Here is a 15,110-nt window from a genome sequence, read left to right on the forward strand (position 1 = left end):
GCTTACGCCAGTCCCTCTACGGCGCGGCCGGTTTGAGCCATGGGGAACAGCACGCGCCGAGTGCGAACCGGGTCAAGCTGAAAATGCGCGGCGACCGCTCCGGCAATGAAGCTGTCGAGGTCGGCCGTGGGCCGCAGATCGCGCGCCTCGTGAAGCGACGCGATAGCCAGACCCGGCCAGTCGGCGATCACGCGCCCGCCTTTCACTGAGCCGCCCATCAACATCGCGCTCGCGGCGGTGCCATGGTCGGTACCGCCGGTGCCGTTGACGGCTACGGTGCGCCCGAATTCGGTCGCCACCAGCACCATCGTATTGACCCATTCGGCACCCAGGCCTGTTCGGATCGCATCGACCATCACATCGAGCCCGCGCAATTGCCCGGCAAGTCTTGGGTTTTGGCCGGCATGCGTGTCCCAGCCGCCGGTCTCGATCATCGCAACGCGCGCGCCATTGACGGGCGCAACCAGCCGCGCGCACAATTCCCCCGTCGCGGCGGCGTTGCGGCCATTCTCCGCCGACAGGTCGCCGGTCAGCAGCCGCGTCGCCAGCGCCTGGTCCCACAGCCCGTGCAACTGCACATCGCGCTGGTACAGCATCGACACGCGCTCGATCATATCGTCCGAGGCCTGAGGCAGGTTCGAGGGCGCATAGCTCGCCACGTCGCGCGATCCGCGCAGTGCCAGCGGGATGGTGGCGGCGATCGCCATCGCGCGGGCATCGGCCTTGGGCAGCAGCGATAACAACCGGTTCAGCCAGCCGTCCTTGACGGCATAAGGCCCGCTGCCACCGCTTTCGAGGACGTTCTGCCCGTCAAAATGCGAACGTTCACGATAGGGCGAGGCGATCGCGTGGGCGAACAATGCCTGGCGCGAGCCGTACAGCGCGCCAATCTGCGCCAGCGCGGGATGCAGCGTAAAGGTCGAATCGAGCTTCAGCCCCCCCTGCGCCACCTTGCCGAGAATCCCACGTTGCCCGGCAAAGGCGGGATCGCCAACGGGTACGACGATGCCAAGGCCATCGGCGGCACCGCGCTGGATGATGAAGATGAAGCGCTTGTCGGTAGGGGCGGCTGCAAACGCGATACGCGGCGCGAACAGCGTCGCTGCGCCCAACAGCCCGCCGTGCAGCAGGTTTCGTCGATCGATCATCGTCTATCTCCGCATAAAATCGGGGGAAACCAGCAGCAGCGCCAGCCCCTGCGCCGGGCTTTCGGCCCGCGCGATCGCCGTCGCCGTCTGAGGCGAGAGCGAATCGCCGAACAGCGTGCCCCCAATTGCGCGCGCGTCGCTGGCACCCTGCGCCCGGGCCGCCACCCGCTCGGCTGCTTCCACTCGCCGCATCAGCGCGTCGGGGCTCGCCCAACTCGCCGCGACATCGTCGAAACCTGCCGGCGATCCGGGGCGCCATACCGGCTGCTCCAATTGCGTCATGTAGCCCAGCACATTGGGGGCGGGGAAGCTTTCGGCACCGATCGCGCGCATCGCCGAGACCGACCATTCCCACGGCGTCTTGAACTTCGAAGCTTCGGGCGACCACGCTTCGGGTGCCTCGATCAGCGCGCGATAGACCGTTGGTAGATCACCCCCCGATTGCAGGAAGGCGCGTTCGAGCCGTGCCACCAGCGCCAGCGGCGGCGTATCGGCGACGAAATGGCGGGCCAGCTTCGTCGCCACATGCTTCGCGGTCGCAGGATGCGTCGCCAGCATATCGAGCACGGCCTGCGCCTGCGCCTCGCCCGCTTCCGCGAAGTTGCGCCCCAGCACGGTGCGTGCGCCCGGTTCGTGCAGCACCGCGGCGAACGCGAAATCGCCCGGCGATGTGGTTGCCAGTCCGCTGCCCGGACCGCCCGCGATTCCCCCCACGGTCCAACCCGTCAGCGCGCGCGCCAATTCGGTGACGTCGGCCTGGCCATAGCCGGTGCGGGCACCCAGGGTGTGGAGTTCGAGAATTTCGCGCGCCAGATTTTCGTTCAGCCCGCGCTTGCGCCCGTTGGCGGCGGCGCGTCGTCCAGCCATGCTGCCCGGGCCGACCGATTGCGCCTGGTCCAGATACGTCAGCATCGCCGGATGCCGCTCGACCGCGCGCAGCATTGCGGCAAAGCTGCCCAGCACATGCGGTCGGATCGCGTCGAATTCGAAGCTGCCCGCCATCGCGATGACCGGTGGCTTCTCTGCCGATATCGCGAAATGGTTCGCCCAGAAATGCACCAGTCGTTCGACGAAGGGGGTTGGAGTGGTCAGCGAGGCGTTCGCCCGGGCAGCAACGGAGTCGACATATAACGTGCGAAGCTTTGACCGCTCGATCTGCCGTGCCTGCATGGCGGCGCTCCGCATCGGCGGCTCATTCGCGCCCTCGGTTACTGCCGCTCCGGACATCGCTCCTCCGGCCCGCTGCATCCGCCCTGCGCGGGCCGCTTGATAGAAATCGACCAACGCCGCCGCGGCCTCGGCTCGCGACGGCGCAGCAGCGATCGCCTGCGGACGCACGACATAGTGTTGGAGCTGAGCAAGCAGCCAACCGCGCGGGTCTTTCGGAGGCTCGGTCCCCAATCGGGCCCCAAGACCGAAACGGTTGTTGGCAATGGCAGACGCACGCATGGGCTGGCTCCTGTTGGAAACCCAGCCTGAAGCGAAACTGTATCAGAACTTTGTCAGTGCTTGAGTTCGCCTTGTGTCCGGGGCAACTCGTCTCAATGATGGGAATATATGCGGGACCAGTTATTCCACATCGGAAGTGTACGTTTGATCGAAAACTCACAAGTTTTGCACCCCGACTTGCATCGCATTGATACATCACGGTTTTGGTGATGCGCATAGGCGATGCAAATCGGGGTCGAACAAAATTCCAGTCATCCTATATCATCGCTTTCCAACTCACTGCGGCTTTGACTTCGCCGCCGCCTTCTTCGTCGCGACCTTTGCGCGGTGGTGGCCGATCGCGCAGCCGGCGACCGCGCCCAGCACCGCGTGGCCCTTGCCCACGAAATGACCGCCGACGCCGCCGACCGCCGCGCCCTTCAGGCAGCCTTTGGCTTCGACGGGGGCGGCACCGGCAAGGGTAACCGCGAACAGCGAGGCGATCAGGGCGGACTTCATCATGGCACGGCTCCTTGCAGGAAGGATCCATTCCTGGCGCAGGGCGGATGACCCCGCGTTGACGCCTGCCTGACATCGGCGTCATCACGATCCCCGTGGAGCCGGTCGAAAAACCGCTGTCCTATTGATCCGCGATTTGCTTCACCCGGATGCATGCCCGCCGCGCCCGCCCTCCCGACGTCCACCCTACCCCCGCCGATCAGCCCGCCCCCCCATTGCCGGCGTAACCTTTGTAACCTTCCAGCCTCGCGTCTCGGGCAAACCGGTCGTTACCCGCCGTCAACAAATCCGTGACGCTGGCGCGCGCCATCGCTACGGCTGACGCCATGCAACGCCCTGCCCCGACCGTTCCCGCCCTCTCCATCGTCGTCCCCTGCTACAACGAGGCGGCGTGTCTCGACGTGCTGCATGCGCGCATCACCGGCGCGGCACGGGGTGCCGTCGGCGACGATTACGAGATCGTGTTCATCAACGACGGGTCGCGCGACGACAGCTGGGCCGTGATGCAGCGCCTGTCCGCCGCCGATCCCCGGCTGGTCGCGATCAACCTGTCGCGCAATCATGGGCATCAACTGGCGCTGACCGCCGGGCTGGACCTGTGTTCGGGCGCGCAGATCCTGATTATCGACGCGGATTTGCAGGATCCGCCCGAACTGCTCGCCGACATGCGCACGACGATGGCGGAGCAACAGGCCGATGTCGTCTATGCGGTCCGCCGCAAGCGTGATGGGGAAACGGTGTTCAAGAAGGCGACGGCGGCGCTGTTCTACCGCATGCTCCACCGCGTCACCGACACGCCGATCCCGCTCGACACCGGCGACTTCCGGCTGATGAGCCGGCGGGCGCTCGACGCGTTCCTTTCCTTACCCGAACAGGCGCGGTTCATTCGCGGGATGGTCGCCTGGGTCGGCTTTCGTCAGGTGCCCTTCCCCTATGACCGCGCGCAGCGCCACGCCGGCGAAACGCATTATCCGCTGGGCAAGATGATCCGCCTCGCCTTCGACGCGGTCACCGGCTTTTCGACGGCCCCTTTACGCTTCGCCAGCCATGTCGGTCTGGCGCTGACGGGTATGTCGCTGCTGCTGCTGGTCTATATCGCGTTCGGATTCTTTTCCGGCACCGCGGTACAGGGCTGGACCTCGACGATGCTGGTCGTCGTCGTGCTGGGCGCGGTGCAGATGTTCGTGCTGGGCATGATCGGCGAATATATCGGTCGACTGTACGTCGAATCGAAGCGGCGACCGCTCTACATCGTCGCCGACGTGGCCGGGCCGATCCAGGGTCGCGCGACGCTGGGCTTCCGCGCCGAACCTTTGGTTACGCGAACACCCACAGACGGTTGAGCGCGAACGCGACCAGCGGCGTCACAAACAGTTGCGGGATCACCGCCCACCAGGTCGGCCCGTTCATATGCTCGGTCAGCAGCCAGATGAAGCCGCTGTTCAGCGCCTGCCCGACCAGCGACGCCATGAAGAACCGGCTGGTCGTCCGCGCGGTGTTGTCTCGGGCACCGTGCCCCTGAAAGCTGAACCGGCTGTGCAGGACATAGCCGATGACGACGCACACCGCATAGGCGGTCAGCCCCGCGACCTGCGGCGACACCACCCGGCGGGCAAGACCCAGATAGATCAGCGAATACAGCGCGGTCACCACCCCGCCGGTCAGCACGAAACGGATGAGCTGGCCCAGCGCGCCGCTGTCCCGCCATTGTTCGACCTGTCGCAAAATCACGATGACGCAGCCCTTGCCCTTGCGTCGCCCGCCCAAGGGCGGCACGGCGCGGAAAACCACGGCCCTCTAGTCCGGCCGCTGCCCCGAGGAAAGCCACGTTGAGCCGAACGACCGTCGAGACCCTGCGCGAAGAGATCGACCGCCGCTGGATCGCGCTGACCCTGATCGCGTGGGTGGTCGTCTCGGCATATTTCCTGTGGGACCGCTGGGGTCAGGTCACCTGGCTGTCGCTCGGCGACACCGACGACAACATGCGGCTGATGCAGGTGCGCGCGTGGCTGGCGGGGCAAGGCTGGTATGACCTGCGCCAATACCGGCTGAACCCGCCGGTCGGCTTCGACATTCACTGGAGCCGGATCGTCGACCTGCCGATCGCCGGACTGATCCTGTTCTTCCGCCTGTTCACGTCCAATGCCTGGGCGGAGAAGCTGGCCTGCGGCATCGCGCCGCTGATCCCACTGTCGGTGACGATGCTGGGCCTTGGCGCGACGGTGCGCCGGCTGGTCGCGCCGACCGCGTGGCCGCTGGCGATTATCTTCCTCGTCGGCTCGGCAACGACGTTGCTGATGTATATGCCGGAACGGATCGACCATCACGGCTGGCAGCTTGCGTGCCTCAGCCTGACCGTCGCCGGCCTGTGCGATCCGCGCGGGGGCCGGGGTGGCGCGATCGTCGGGCTGGCGAGTGCGGTGTCGCTGTCGATCGGGCTGGAAATGCTGCCCTATGCCGCGATGGCGGGCGCGATCATCGCGCTTCGCTGGGTCTGGGATGCGGGCGAGGCGCGGCGGCTGTCGGTCTATGCGCTGACGCTCGCGGGTGGATCGGCGCTGGGCTTCGTGCTGTTCGCATCGAACGCCAACCAGGCCCTGCGCTGCGACGCGCTGACGCCGGTATGGCTCAGCGTGATGGTCGCGGCGGGCGCGTTCCTGTTCGTGCTCGCGCGGATCAACCCGGCGTCGCGCGGCGTCCGGCTGGCGCTGGCTGTCGCGGCCGGTGCGGCGATCGTCATCGGCTTCGCAGCTGTCTTTCCGCAATGCCTTGGCCGCCCGGAAATGGTGTCGCCCGAGCTGGAGAAGAACTGGCTGAACAACGTGCGCGAGGCCAAGCCGATCTACCGCCACCCATTCCGCACCGCCTTCCCCATCGCGGCGCTGCCGTTCGTCGGGTTGTTCGGCGCGATCTTCGCGACGTGGCGCGCGCGCGGTGCCGATCCGGCGCGGGTCGTCGGCTGGGTCGCGGTCACGCTGTTTACCGCCTTTGCCGTCGCGATGCTGTTCTGGCAGGTTCGCGCGGGGCCTGCGGCGCAGTTGCTGGCGGTGCCGGGCGCGACCGCGCTGGCGTGGGTTCTGCTGCCGTGGCTGCTGAATCACACGTCGATGCCGGTGCGGGTGCTGGGCACGGTCGCCGGCTTCCTGCTGGTGTCGGGCATGTTCGCCGGGCTGGCCATCCGCTATCTGCCGATCGACCGGCCCAACGCCTATGCGACCCGCGTCAATCGGGCGTCGGGCGGCTGCGTGCGGACCACCGTGCTGCAGGCGCTGAACCGCTATCCGGCGACGACGATCTTCACGTTCACCGATCTGGGGCCGCGCCTCATCACCATCACCCATCACAGCGCGGTATCGGGACCATACCACCGCAACGGCGACGCGATCCTCGATGTACAGCATGCGTTCGGCGGCAGCGCCGACAATGCCCATGCGATCATGAAGCGGCACGGCGCGACGATGCTGCTGGTCTGCCCGGACATGGCGGAATCGACGATCTACCGCGCGCGCAACCCCGGCGGCTTCTACGACCAGATGGCGCATGGCAGGACGCCGGCATGGCTTGCGCCGCTGCCGTTGCCGCGCAAATCGCCGCTCAGGCTGTTTCGGATCGTGGAGTAAGCCGCCCTAAATACAACCCCGGCGAAGGCCGAGGCCCAGTAGGAAGACCGCTTGTGAAGTCGGTTCGTCCGCCGCTACGATGACCCTGGCAACTGGGCCCCGGCCTTCGCCGGGGAAGTGCCGCAGCGCGCTGGTTGGCGTTGTTCGCTTACCGCAACCCCACCTGCAACCCGTCGATCACGAACTGCACCGCCAGCGCCGCCAGCAGCACGCCGAGCAGCCGGGTAATCACCGCCTCGATCTTCGCGCCCAGGAACCGCATGATCGGCCCGGCCGCCAGCAATGCGGCCAGCGTCAGCAGCAGGATCGTCGCCAGCGCGCCAAGGATGACCAGCGACCGCTCCCACCCCTCGTTGCGGCCCATCAGCAGCATGACGCTGGCGATCGACCCCGGCCCGGCGATCATCGGCATCGCCATTGGGAAGATCGAGACGTCCTCCGCCTCCGGATCGTCGGCGACCTTGGCCGCGCGGTCCTCGCGGCGCTGGGTCCGCTTCTCGAACACCATTTCCAGCGCGATCAGGAACAGCATGATGCCACCGGCGATGCGGAAGCTGGCCAAGCTGATGCCCAGCGCGCGCAACAGCGCCTCGCCGAACAGCGCGAAGACCAGCAGGATGCAGGCGGCGACGAGGACCGCGCGGATCGCCATCGCCCGCCGGTTCGCCGATGATGCGCCCGCCGACAGGCCGGCATAGATCGGCGCGCAGCCGGGCGGATCAATGACGACGAAGAACGTCATCAACGCCGAGACATACAGTTCGATCATCGCGCGCGCGCCTCCACCCGGTCCTCGACGACCTGTACCATGTCCTCGCCGTTCCACAGGAAAGCGTCGAACGCGCGGTCGCCACCCTCGCCGATGGTCCACCGCCAGGCCAGCGTCCCGTCCGGCGACTGGCCATGACCTTCCTTCACCGCGCCCGGTTCGGGGGTGTCGTACAGGCTATAGGGTTTGCCCTTGCACGATGCCCGCTCCGTCGTCGGCCGCGCAACCGGCGCGGCCGGTGTCGGCAACGCGTCGCCATGGTCGACCACCCAGCGCCACGTCGCGCCCCGGCCCACCCCCTGCCGGGTCCAGACGGTCGTCGTATAGCCGTGACCACCCTTCGCACCGACCGATGACCCGGTGTTGACCGCCATCGTCCCGTCGCACGCGACATAGCTGGCGGTGGGCCGCCGGCGCAGCGGCACCGGCGGGTTCTTGCGATCGCGCAGCGCCGCATCGCTGGCGCGCACGGGATCCGGCGTGAACACGACGGCATCGGGCGCGGCAAACGCCCGCAGCGCGGTCCATTGACCGTCGCGCGCCATCGTCCGGGCCAGCGCGCGTTCGCTGTCCAGCGCGGTCTGCCCCGCGAGCAGCAGCGACAGAAGGATCATCACAGGTCGACCGCGAACCCGTCGCGCCGCGCCGCCGACACGACGGTGTTGCGCAGCAGGACCGCGATCGTCATCGGCCCCACGCCGCCCGGTACCGGCGTGATCGCGCCCGCCACGCCCGCCACGTCGGCAAAGTCGACATCGCCGACCAGCCCCGCCTCGGTCCGGTTGATCCCGACGTCGATCACGGTCGCGCCCGGTTTGATCCAGTCGGCCCTGACCATCTGCGCCCGGCCGACCGCCGCAACGACGATATCGGCGCGCGCCACCACCGCCTTCAGATCGCGGGTGCGCGAATGGGCGACGGTGACGGTGCAGCTTTCGGCAATCAGCAACTGCGCCATCGGCTTGCCGACGATGTTCGACCGGCCGATCACCACCGCGTCTTTGCCCGACAGGTCGCCCAGCACCGACTTCAGCAGCATGACGCAACCCAGCGGCGTACAGGGCACGAAGCCCGGCAGCCCGGTCGCCAGTCGCCCGGCATTGACCGGGTGGAAGCCGTCGACATCCTTGTCCGGGTCAATCGCGGTGATGATCGCGCTCTCGTCGAGTCCCCTGGGCAACGGCAACTGGACGAGGATCCCGTCGACCGTCGGATCGGCGTTCAACCGCGCGACCAGCGCCAGCAGCGTGTCTTGGCTGACATCGGCGGGCAGGCGATGCTCGAAGCTGAGCATGCCTGCGGCGATCGTCGCCTTGCCTTTCGACCGGACATAGACCGAGGATGCGGGATCCTCGCCGACCAGTACCACGGCAAGTCCCGGCGCGCGGCCGGTGGCGGCACGCAGCCGCGCGACCTCCCCGGCGATGCGGGTCCGCAAATCGGCCGCAAAGGCCTTTCCGTCGATGATCTGTGCGCTCATGGCGCGATCGCATAGAGGCTGGCGGCGATTTTCGCCAGCACCGTCGCATCGCCGGCGATCCGCAGCCGCTTCAACCGCGCGGTGTCGCCAGCGATCAGCGTCACCGCGCGTTTCGGGACGGCGAAGATTTTTGCCACCAGCGCGATCAGCCCGGCATTGGCCGCGCCGTCAACCGGCGCTGCCGCCAGCCTCGCCGCAAAATAGTCGGCGGTGCCGGCGGCGAACGCATTGCGCCCGCCGCGCGGCGTGACCCGGACCGTGATGGCAATGCCATGCCCGGCCGGAGTCCATGCCGGCACGGCTCAGACGATCAGAGCGGCGTACCGGTAAGGATGCTGCGCGCCGCGTTGTTCAGGACGATCTGGATCAGCGAGATCAGCAGCAGGACGACCGCCGGCGAAAAGTCGATCTGGCCGAAGTCCGGCAGGATGCGCCGAATCGGCCGGTACAGCGGCTGGCAGAGCTTCTCCACACCCTCCCAGATCGTACGGACCAAGCTGTTCTGCGTGTTGATAACGTTGAAGCTGATGAGGATCGACAGCACGACGTCGATGATGACGACCCACCAGACCAGGTTCAGCAACACTTGCAGGATTTGGATGATCGTAATCAACCTGAGGGACTCCAGTCTGAAAGGAAGCGGTGTGGTATGCGGTCAACATGGGGCCGCGATACCGAACCGGCAATGCGGCTCAACGCCGGACGAGCGTTCCTGCACCCTGACGGGTAAAGATTTCCAGCAGCATCGCGTGCGGCACGCGTCCATCGAGGATGACCGCCGCGTCGACGCCCGCCTCCACCGCCGCGACGCACGTCTCCAGCTTGGGGATCATGCCGCCGGTGATCGTGCCATCGGCGCGCAATTCGGCAATGGCAGCGGGATCGAGATCGGTCAGCAATTCGCCCTGCTTGTCGAGCACGCCCGCGACATCGGTCAGCAGGAAAAAGCGCGACGCCCGCATCTCGGCGGCGATCGCGCCGGCCATGGTGTCGGCGTTGATGTTGTAGGTATGGCCGTCCGCGCCGATCGCGATCGGCGCGATGACCGGGATGATCCCGGCCGCCGACAGCGTGTCGATGATCGACCGGTCAACCGCGACGGGTTCGCCGACGAAACCCAGGTCGACATGGCGCTCGATCCCCTGCAACTGGTCCGGCGTCTTGCGGCCGACCTTCTCGGCCTGCACCAGCCCGGCGTCCTTGCCCGAAATGCCGACCGCACGGCCACCGGCCTGGCCGATCCAGCCGACGATTTCCTTGTTGATCGATCCGGCAAGCACCATTTCGGCGATCCGCGCGGTTTCCGCATCGGTCACGCGCAACCCGTCGACAAAGCGCGATTCGACGCCAAGCCGCTTCAGCATCGACCCGATCTGCGGCCCGCCGCCATGCACCACGACCGGGTTGATCCCGACCGCCTTCAGCAGCACCACATCCTCGGCGAAGTCGCGCTGCAACTCCGGGTCGCCCATCGCGTGGCCGCCATATTTCACGACGAAGGTCTTGCCGGCATAACGCTGCATATAGGGCAGCGCCTCGGTCAGCGTCTCGGCCTTGGCCAGCATGGCGGCGTCGGGTGTGTGGTCGGTCATGCGACGGGCCTTTAGGGTGTCGGCGTGACGGGCGAAAGACCCGTCTTCACGCCCGGTCCAGCCGGCGGCTGATCGCGACGAACAGATAGATGAACGGCGGCACCAGCAAGGCCGACAGCGTGACCTTCGCGATCATCTGCCCGACGATCAGCGGACCGATCGGAAACTCGCCGTAGAAGGCGATCGTCACGAACAGCAGCGTATCGACGATCTGGCTCAGCATGCTCGCCACCGCCGCGCGCAGCCAGAGCAGCCGCCCTTCCGCCCCGCCTTTTAACGCCGCGAAGATCGTGACGTTCAGCGTCTGCGAGATGCCATAGGCGACGATCCCGCCAAGCCAGATCCGCCACGTCGACCCCAGCACCAGCTGGATCGCATCGCGGTTGGCCGGGATCATGTCGGGCGACGGCGGCAGCACCCAGACGACCCAGGACAGGAACAGCGACACCAGCAGCGGCACGAAACCGACCTGCACCAGCCGGTTGGCGGTGGTCCGCCCATGCACCTCGGCCACCGCGCTCGACGTGACGACCAGCAGCAGGAACGCGAAGATCCCGGCCTCCACCGCCACCGGTCCCAGCGACACCTGCTTGTTGCCAAGCACGCCGGCGATGCAGACCATGCCGCCGTAGAAGATCGAAAAGGCGAAGAGCGAACGCGGGATCGCAAGCGGCGGTTTGTCCATCGGCGCAGGTGCTACCGGATTTCGTCCCCACGTCAAACCCGCGTCAAACCGCTGGCGGCGACGGCGGCGGCGTGTAAGGTGCCGCGCTTGGGCGACTGCCGGGGGGCAGCGCCGGGTTCAGTTTAAAAGCCGAAAGACACGTTTCCGCATGACCAGGTTCCTTATCGGCATCGCCGGCATCGCCGTCATCCTGGGGCTGGCCGTCCTGTTGTCGACCAACCGGCGCGCGATCCGGCTGCGGATCGTCGGCGCGGCCTTCGGCTTGCAGGTCGCGATCGCGGTGCTGGTGCTGTATTCCGACGCCGGCAAGCGCGTGCTTGGCATGTTGTCGGGCGGGGTATCGAACCTGCTCGGCTATTCGCAGAAAGGGACCGAGTTCCTGTTCGGCCCGCTCGCCTCGCCCGCGATCGGCGGCAACAGCTTCGCCATCGCCGCGCTGCCGGTCATCATCTTCTTCGCATCGCTGGTGTCGATCCTTTATTATCTTGGGATCATGCAACTGGTCGTGCGCTGGGTCGGCGGCGGCATCGAGAAGGTGATCGGCGTATCAAAGGTCGAATCGCTGTGCGCGGCCGCCAACATCTTTGTCGGGCAGAGCGAATCGCCGCTCGTCATCCGCCCCTATCTGGCTGGCCTCACCCCGCCGCAGCTGTTCACGGTGATGACCAGCGGCATGGCCGGCGTCGCCGGCACCATCCTGGCCGCCTATGCGTCGATGGGGGTCAGCATCGACTATCTGCTCGCCGCCAGCTTCATGGCCGCGCCCGCCGGCATCCTGATGGCCAAGATCATCATGCCCGACGCGATCGTGCCGCCGCCGGGTGAATTGCCCTTGGGCGATGTGCGCGAGGACGAGGCGATTGCGCTAGCCGATGCGACCCATGACGAGGAAAAGCCCGCCAACCTCATCATGGCGGCGGCTCAGGGCGCGCAGACCGGCGTGAAGCTGGCGGTCGCGGTCGGGGCGATGGTGCTGGCCTTTGTCGCGCTGGTCGCGCTCGCCAACGGGCTGCTCGGCGGTATCGGCAACTGGTTCGGGGTGGCCGATCTCAGCTTCCAGCGGATCCTGGGCTATGTATTCCAGCCGGTCATGGTCCTGCTGAACGTGCCGTGGAACGAGGCGGGAATCGCCGGCGGCCTGTTCGGCGAAAAGATCGTGCTGAACGAATTCGTCGCCTATATCGACCTGGCGAAACAGGCGCAGCAATTGTCGCCGCGCACCATCGCGGTCGTCACCTTTGCTCTGTGCGGTTTCGCCAACTTCTCCTCGATCGCGATCCAGATGGCGGTCACCGGCAGCCTTGCCCCCAACCAGCGGCCGATGATCGCCAAGCTGGGCATCCGCGCGTTGCTGGCCGGCAGTCTGGCCAACCTGATGTCGGCCGCGCTTGCCGGACTGCTGATCGGATAAAGGTCGTCGGGCGAAATCACCGCCCGCTTTCGTCCGTCATTGCGAGCGTAGCGAAACAATCCAGGGTGTCACGGCTTGGCTCTGGATTGCTTCGCTACGCTCGCAATGACGGATCAGAGTTAGCCCAGACACCCCTTCAACGCCGTGCTGAGCCGGCGCGCCTCCAGCGGCCCGAGTTCCACCCGCGCCGAAAGGCCAACCCGCCCGGCGGTCGCGCTCTCCTGCTGCCACATCAGCGTCGTCCCCGCCTTCGTCGCGCGCAGGACACCGGCCAGCTTCGCCATCGCCGCCGCATCGGTCCGCGCCGCCGACACGGCCAGCGTGAAGACACGCGCGTTCGCATAGGAACCGCTGGCCGCGAACCGCTGGCGCGCACCGCCGACGGTCAGGGTGGTGAGCACCCGGCGACTGCCCGTCGGCCCTTCGAACGCATCGAAATCGAACCCGCCGGGCTGGTCGCCGCCGACCGGCACCGACAGCGCGATGCCCAGTGCGCCGGTCGCGTTGGGGCCAGAGGCGGTGCACTGGACCGCGAACCGTGCCGGCATGGTGGTCAAGCCGATCCGTGCCTGCCCGGTCAGCGTGACCGGTGCCGCCGCACTGGCCGGGCCGGCGACCACCATCGACACCGCCATCGCCGTTCCCATCAATACTTTCAGGGTCAAACCCGAACGCGTCATCATCCTGTCTCCGCAAAGCCTGTCCGGATACCGTATCGCGAACACCGCGTTCCTGTCGCCATCTTGACATACCGCAATGCAAAATGCATATGGCGGCCATCGAGGCGTCTTGCAGCGTGATCGGCCCTTTGGGGTCCGGCTCCGCCTCGGTCAGATCCAACGGACTTCCCTATCACGCGGGGTGTCATTCTTCCCCGCCCCTCGCCGGCCTCGTTAGGCTCGCGGGCAGGGCATTTTTCGTGAGTCCCTTCCCTATGTCCTTTTCCCATCTCGGCCTTGCCGAGCCGCTCGTCCGTGCGCTCGAAGCCAAGGGCTATACCAGCCCCACCCCGATCCAGGCGCAGGCCATTCCGATCTGTCTTGAGGGCGGCGACCTGCTCGGCATCGCGCAGACCGGCACCGGCAAGACCGCGGCGTTCGTGCTGCCGTCGATCCAGCGCCTGACGGCGCAGGAAAAGCGCGTCCTGCCGACGCATTGCCGCATGCTCGTCCTCGCCCCGACGCGTGAACTCGTCAGCCAGATCGCCGACAGCGCTCGTGAATATGGCAAGTTTTCCAAGATGTCGGTCGCCACCGTGTTCGGCGGCACCAGCATCAACAAGAATCGCCAGGACATGAGCCGCGGCGTCGACATTCTCGTCGCGACCCCCGGCCGCCTGATCGATTGCGTCGAGCAGGGCTATATCAACCTGTCGATGATCGAGATTCTGGTGCTGGACGAGGCCGACCAGATGATGGACCTCGGCTTCATCCACGCGCTGCGCAAGATCGTGAAGATGATCCCGCGCAAGCGTCAGACGCTGTTCTTCTCGGCCACCATGCCGACGTCGATCCGCGATCTCGCGTCGCAGTTCCTGACCGATCCGCAGACCGTGTCGGTCAAGCCCGCCGCGACCACCGCCGAGCGCGTCGACCAGTATGTCACCTTCGTCAACCAGTCGGAAAAGCAGGCGCTGCTGACGATCACGCTGGGCGATCCCACGATCGACCGCGCGCTGGTCTTCACCCGCACCAAGCATGGCGCGGACCGCGTCGTGAAGCTGCTGGCCGGCAACGGCATCGCGTCCAACGCGATCCACGGCAACAAGAGTCAGGGCCAGCGCGAGCGGGCGCTGGGCGAGTTCAAGGCCGGCAAGGTCAAGATCCTCGTCGCCACCGACATCGCCGCGCGCGGCATCGACGTGTCGGGCGTCAGCCACGTCATCAACTTCGAATTGCCCAACGTCGCCGAGCAATATGTCCACCGCATCGGCCGCACCGCGCGTGCAGGCGCTAGCGGCACCGCCGTCGCGTTCTGCGCCGATGACGAGAAGGCGTATCTGCGCGATATCGAGAAGATCACGCGCCAGAAGGTGACCGTCCGCCCGCTGCCGGAGGATTTCAACCAGCATTCGAACGCGATCAAGGCGACCCGCGTCAAGGCGATCGGCGCTGATCCCGAGGCACGGATCGACCGTCCGCGCGCCGAGCGTGGTCCGCCGCGTCCGCGTGCGACCCATGCCCCGACGGCAACCAACGGCCGTAACTATGCCGGCGCCAGCCGTGGCGGCGCAAGCGGCGGCGGCCAGGGCGGTCGCAGCGGTGGCGGCCAGGGAGGCGGCGGTCGCGGTGGCCAGGGCGGTGGTCGCAGCGGCGGCGGTCGTGGCGGCCAGGGTCGTGGCACGGGTTCCGCAACCGTCCGGTAATCACGCAACGCCTCCATTCCGGTGGAGCGTCATGCGATGAGCGACAATTTCCCCGCCATCGGCTTGCGACCTTCGCAGGCTGGTGGCGGGATT

16 protein-coding genes are annotated in these 15,110 nt (G+C 66.9%); 4 read left to right on the forward strand and 12 right to left on the reverse strand.

Translation table 11 applies throughout. From position 1 onward, the window contains the following. Nucleotides 1–2: 2 nt before the first annotated feature. The 3 genes from ASE75_RS01230 to ASE75_RS01240 all read right to left on the reverse strand — a co-directional run bounded on the left by ASE75_RS01230 (nucleotide 3) and on the right by ASE75_RS01240 (nucleotide 3,098). The gene (locus ASE75_RS01230) at nucleotides 3–1,148 is read right to left on the reverse strand and encodes a DUF1501 domain-containing protein (RefSeq protein WP_055927624.1); all 1,146 of its coding nucleotides are present in this window, start codon (nucleotides 1,146–1,148) and stop codon (nucleotides 3–5) included. A gap of 3 nt (nucleotides 1,149–1,151) precedes the next feature. Beyond that, nucleotides 1,152–2,597: a DUF1800 domain-containing protein gene (locus tag ASE75_RS01235; protein WP_055927628.1), complete on the reverse strand. Its 1,446-nt coding sequence runs from the start codon at nucleotides 2,595–2,597 to the stop codon at nucleotides 1,152–1,154. Nucleotides 2,598–2,873: 276 nt separating this feature from the next. After that, complete coding sequence (locus tag ASE75_RS01240; RefSeq protein ID WP_055927630.1) at nucleotides 2,874–3,098, reverse strand: hypothetical protein; 225 nt, start codon at nucleotides 3,096–3,098, stop codon at nucleotides 2,874–2,876. Between the two features lie 323 nt (nucleotides 3,099–3,421). Between ASE75_RS01240 and ASE75_RS01245 the strand changes: the two genes are divergently transcribed. Continuing rightward, a complete protein-coding gene (locus ASE75_RS01245; protein WP_055927633.1) occupies nucleotides 3,422–4,438 on the forward strand; it encodes a glycosyltransferase family 2 protein in 1,017 nt (338 codons plus the stop codon). Here ASE75_RS01245 and ASE75_RS01250 read toward each other — a convergent pair. Next, the gene (locus ASE75_RS01250; RefSeq protein ID WP_235512462.1) at nucleotides 4,413–4,886 is read right to left on the reverse strand and encodes a GtrA family protein; all 474 of its coding nucleotides are present in this window, start codon (nucleotides 4,884–4,886) and stop codon (nucleotides 4,413–4,415) included. The genes ASE75_RS01245 and ASE75_RS01250 overlap by 26 nt on opposite strands. 38 nt (nucleotides 4,887–4,924) lie before the next feature. Here ASE75_RS01250 and ASE75_RS01255 point away from each other — a divergent pair, with 38 nt between their 5' ends. Then, a complete protein-coding gene (locus ASE75_RS01255; protein ID WP_055927637.1) occupies nucleotides 4,925–6,715 on the forward strand; it encodes a hypothetical protein in 1,791 nt (596 codons plus the stop codon). A 148-nt stretch (nucleotides 6,716–6,863) separates the two neighbouring features. Here the strand turns inward: ASE75_RS01255 and ASE75_RS01260 are convergent, their stop codons facing one another. The 7 genes from ASE75_RS01260 to ASE75_RS01290 form a co-directional block, all read right to left on the reverse strand. After that, complete coding sequence (locus ASE75_RS01260) at nucleotides 6,864–7,484, reverse strand: MarC family protein (protein ID WP_055927641.1); 621 nt, start codon at nucleotides 7,482–7,484, stop codon at nucleotides 6,864–6,866. Beyond that, a complete protein-coding gene (locus ASE75_RS01265; protein WP_055927644.1) occupies nucleotides 7,481–8,098 on the reverse strand; it encodes a hypothetical protein in 618 nt (205 codons plus the stop codon). Before ASE75_RS01265 ends, ASE75_RS01260 begins: the two co-directional genes overlap by 4 nt. Continuing rightward, nucleotides 8,098–8,964 carry a bifunctional methylenetetrahydrofolate dehydrogenase/methenyltetrahydrofolate cyclohydrolase FolD gene (gene folD, locus ASE75_RS01270; RefSeq protein ID WP_055927647.1) on the reverse strand — a complete coding sequence of 289 codons (867 nt, stop codon included), beginning with the start codon at nucleotides 8,962–8,964 and terminating at the stop codon, nucleotides 8,098–8,100. The genes ASE75_RS01265 and folD overlap by 1 nt, the downstream gene beginning before the upstream one ends. Continuing rightward, on the reverse strand, nucleotides 8,961–9,263 hold the full coding sequence (locus ASE75_RS01275) for a DUF167 domain-containing protein (RefSeq protein ID WP_055927649.1): 303 nt from the start codon (nucleotides 9,261–9,263) through the stop codon (nucleotides 8,961–8,963). Before ASE75_RS01275 ends, folD begins: the two co-directional genes overlap by 4 nt. Nucleotides 9,264–9,274: 11 nt before the next feature. Continuing rightward, on the reverse strand, nucleotides 9,275–9,577 hold the full coding sequence (locus ASE75_RS01280; protein ID WP_055927653.1) for a YggT family protein: 303 nt from the start codon (nucleotides 9,575–9,577) through the stop codon (nucleotides 9,275–9,277). Nucleotides 9,578–9,656: 79 nt separating this feature from the next. After that, a complete protein-coding gene (gene argB / locus ASE75_RS01285; RefSeq protein WP_055927656.1) occupies nucleotides 9,657–10,556 on the reverse strand; it encodes an acetylglutamate kinase in 900 nt (299 codons plus the stop codon). A gap of 46 nt (nucleotides 10,557–10,602) precedes the next feature. Then, the gene (locus tag ASE75_RS01290; protein ID WP_055927659.1) at nucleotides 10,603–11,241 is read right to left on the reverse strand and encodes a queuosine precursor transporter; all 639 of its coding nucleotides are present in this window, start codon (nucleotides 11,239–11,241) and stop codon (nucleotides 10,603–10,605) included. A gap of 148 nt (nucleotides 11,242–11,389) precedes the next feature. Between ASE75_RS01290 and ASE75_RS01295 the strand changes: the two genes are divergently transcribed. Next, complete coding sequence (locus ASE75_RS01295) at nucleotides 11,390–12,652, forward strand: NupC/NupG family nucleoside CNT transporter (protein WP_055927661.1); 1,263 nt, start codon at nucleotides 11,390–11,392, stop codon at nucleotides 12,650–12,652. Nucleotides 12,653–12,771: 119 nt separating this feature from the next. Here ASE75_RS01295 and ASE75_RS01300 read toward each other — a convergent pair whose 3' ends face one another. Beyond that, on the reverse strand, nucleotides 12,772–13,332 hold the full coding sequence (locus tag ASE75_RS01300) for a hypothetical protein (protein WP_156340041.1): 561 nt from the start codon (nucleotides 13,330–13,332) through the stop codon (nucleotides 12,772–12,774). A 254-nt stretch (nucleotides 13,333–13,586) separates the two neighbouring features. Between ASE75_RS01300 and ASE75_RS01305 the strand changes: the two genes are divergently transcribed. After that, entirely contained in the window at nucleotides 13,587–15,017 is a 1,431-nt protein-coding gene (locus ASE75_RS01305; RefSeq protein WP_055927667.1) for a DEAD/DEAH box helicase, read from the forward strand. Nucleotides 15,018–15,110: the final 93 nt, after the last annotated feature.

This window comes from Sphingomonas sp. Leaf17 (assembly GCF_001421505.1).
Taxonomy (GTDB): Bacteria; Pseudomonadota; Alphaproteobacteria; order Sphingomonadales; family Sphingomonadaceae; genus Sphingomonas.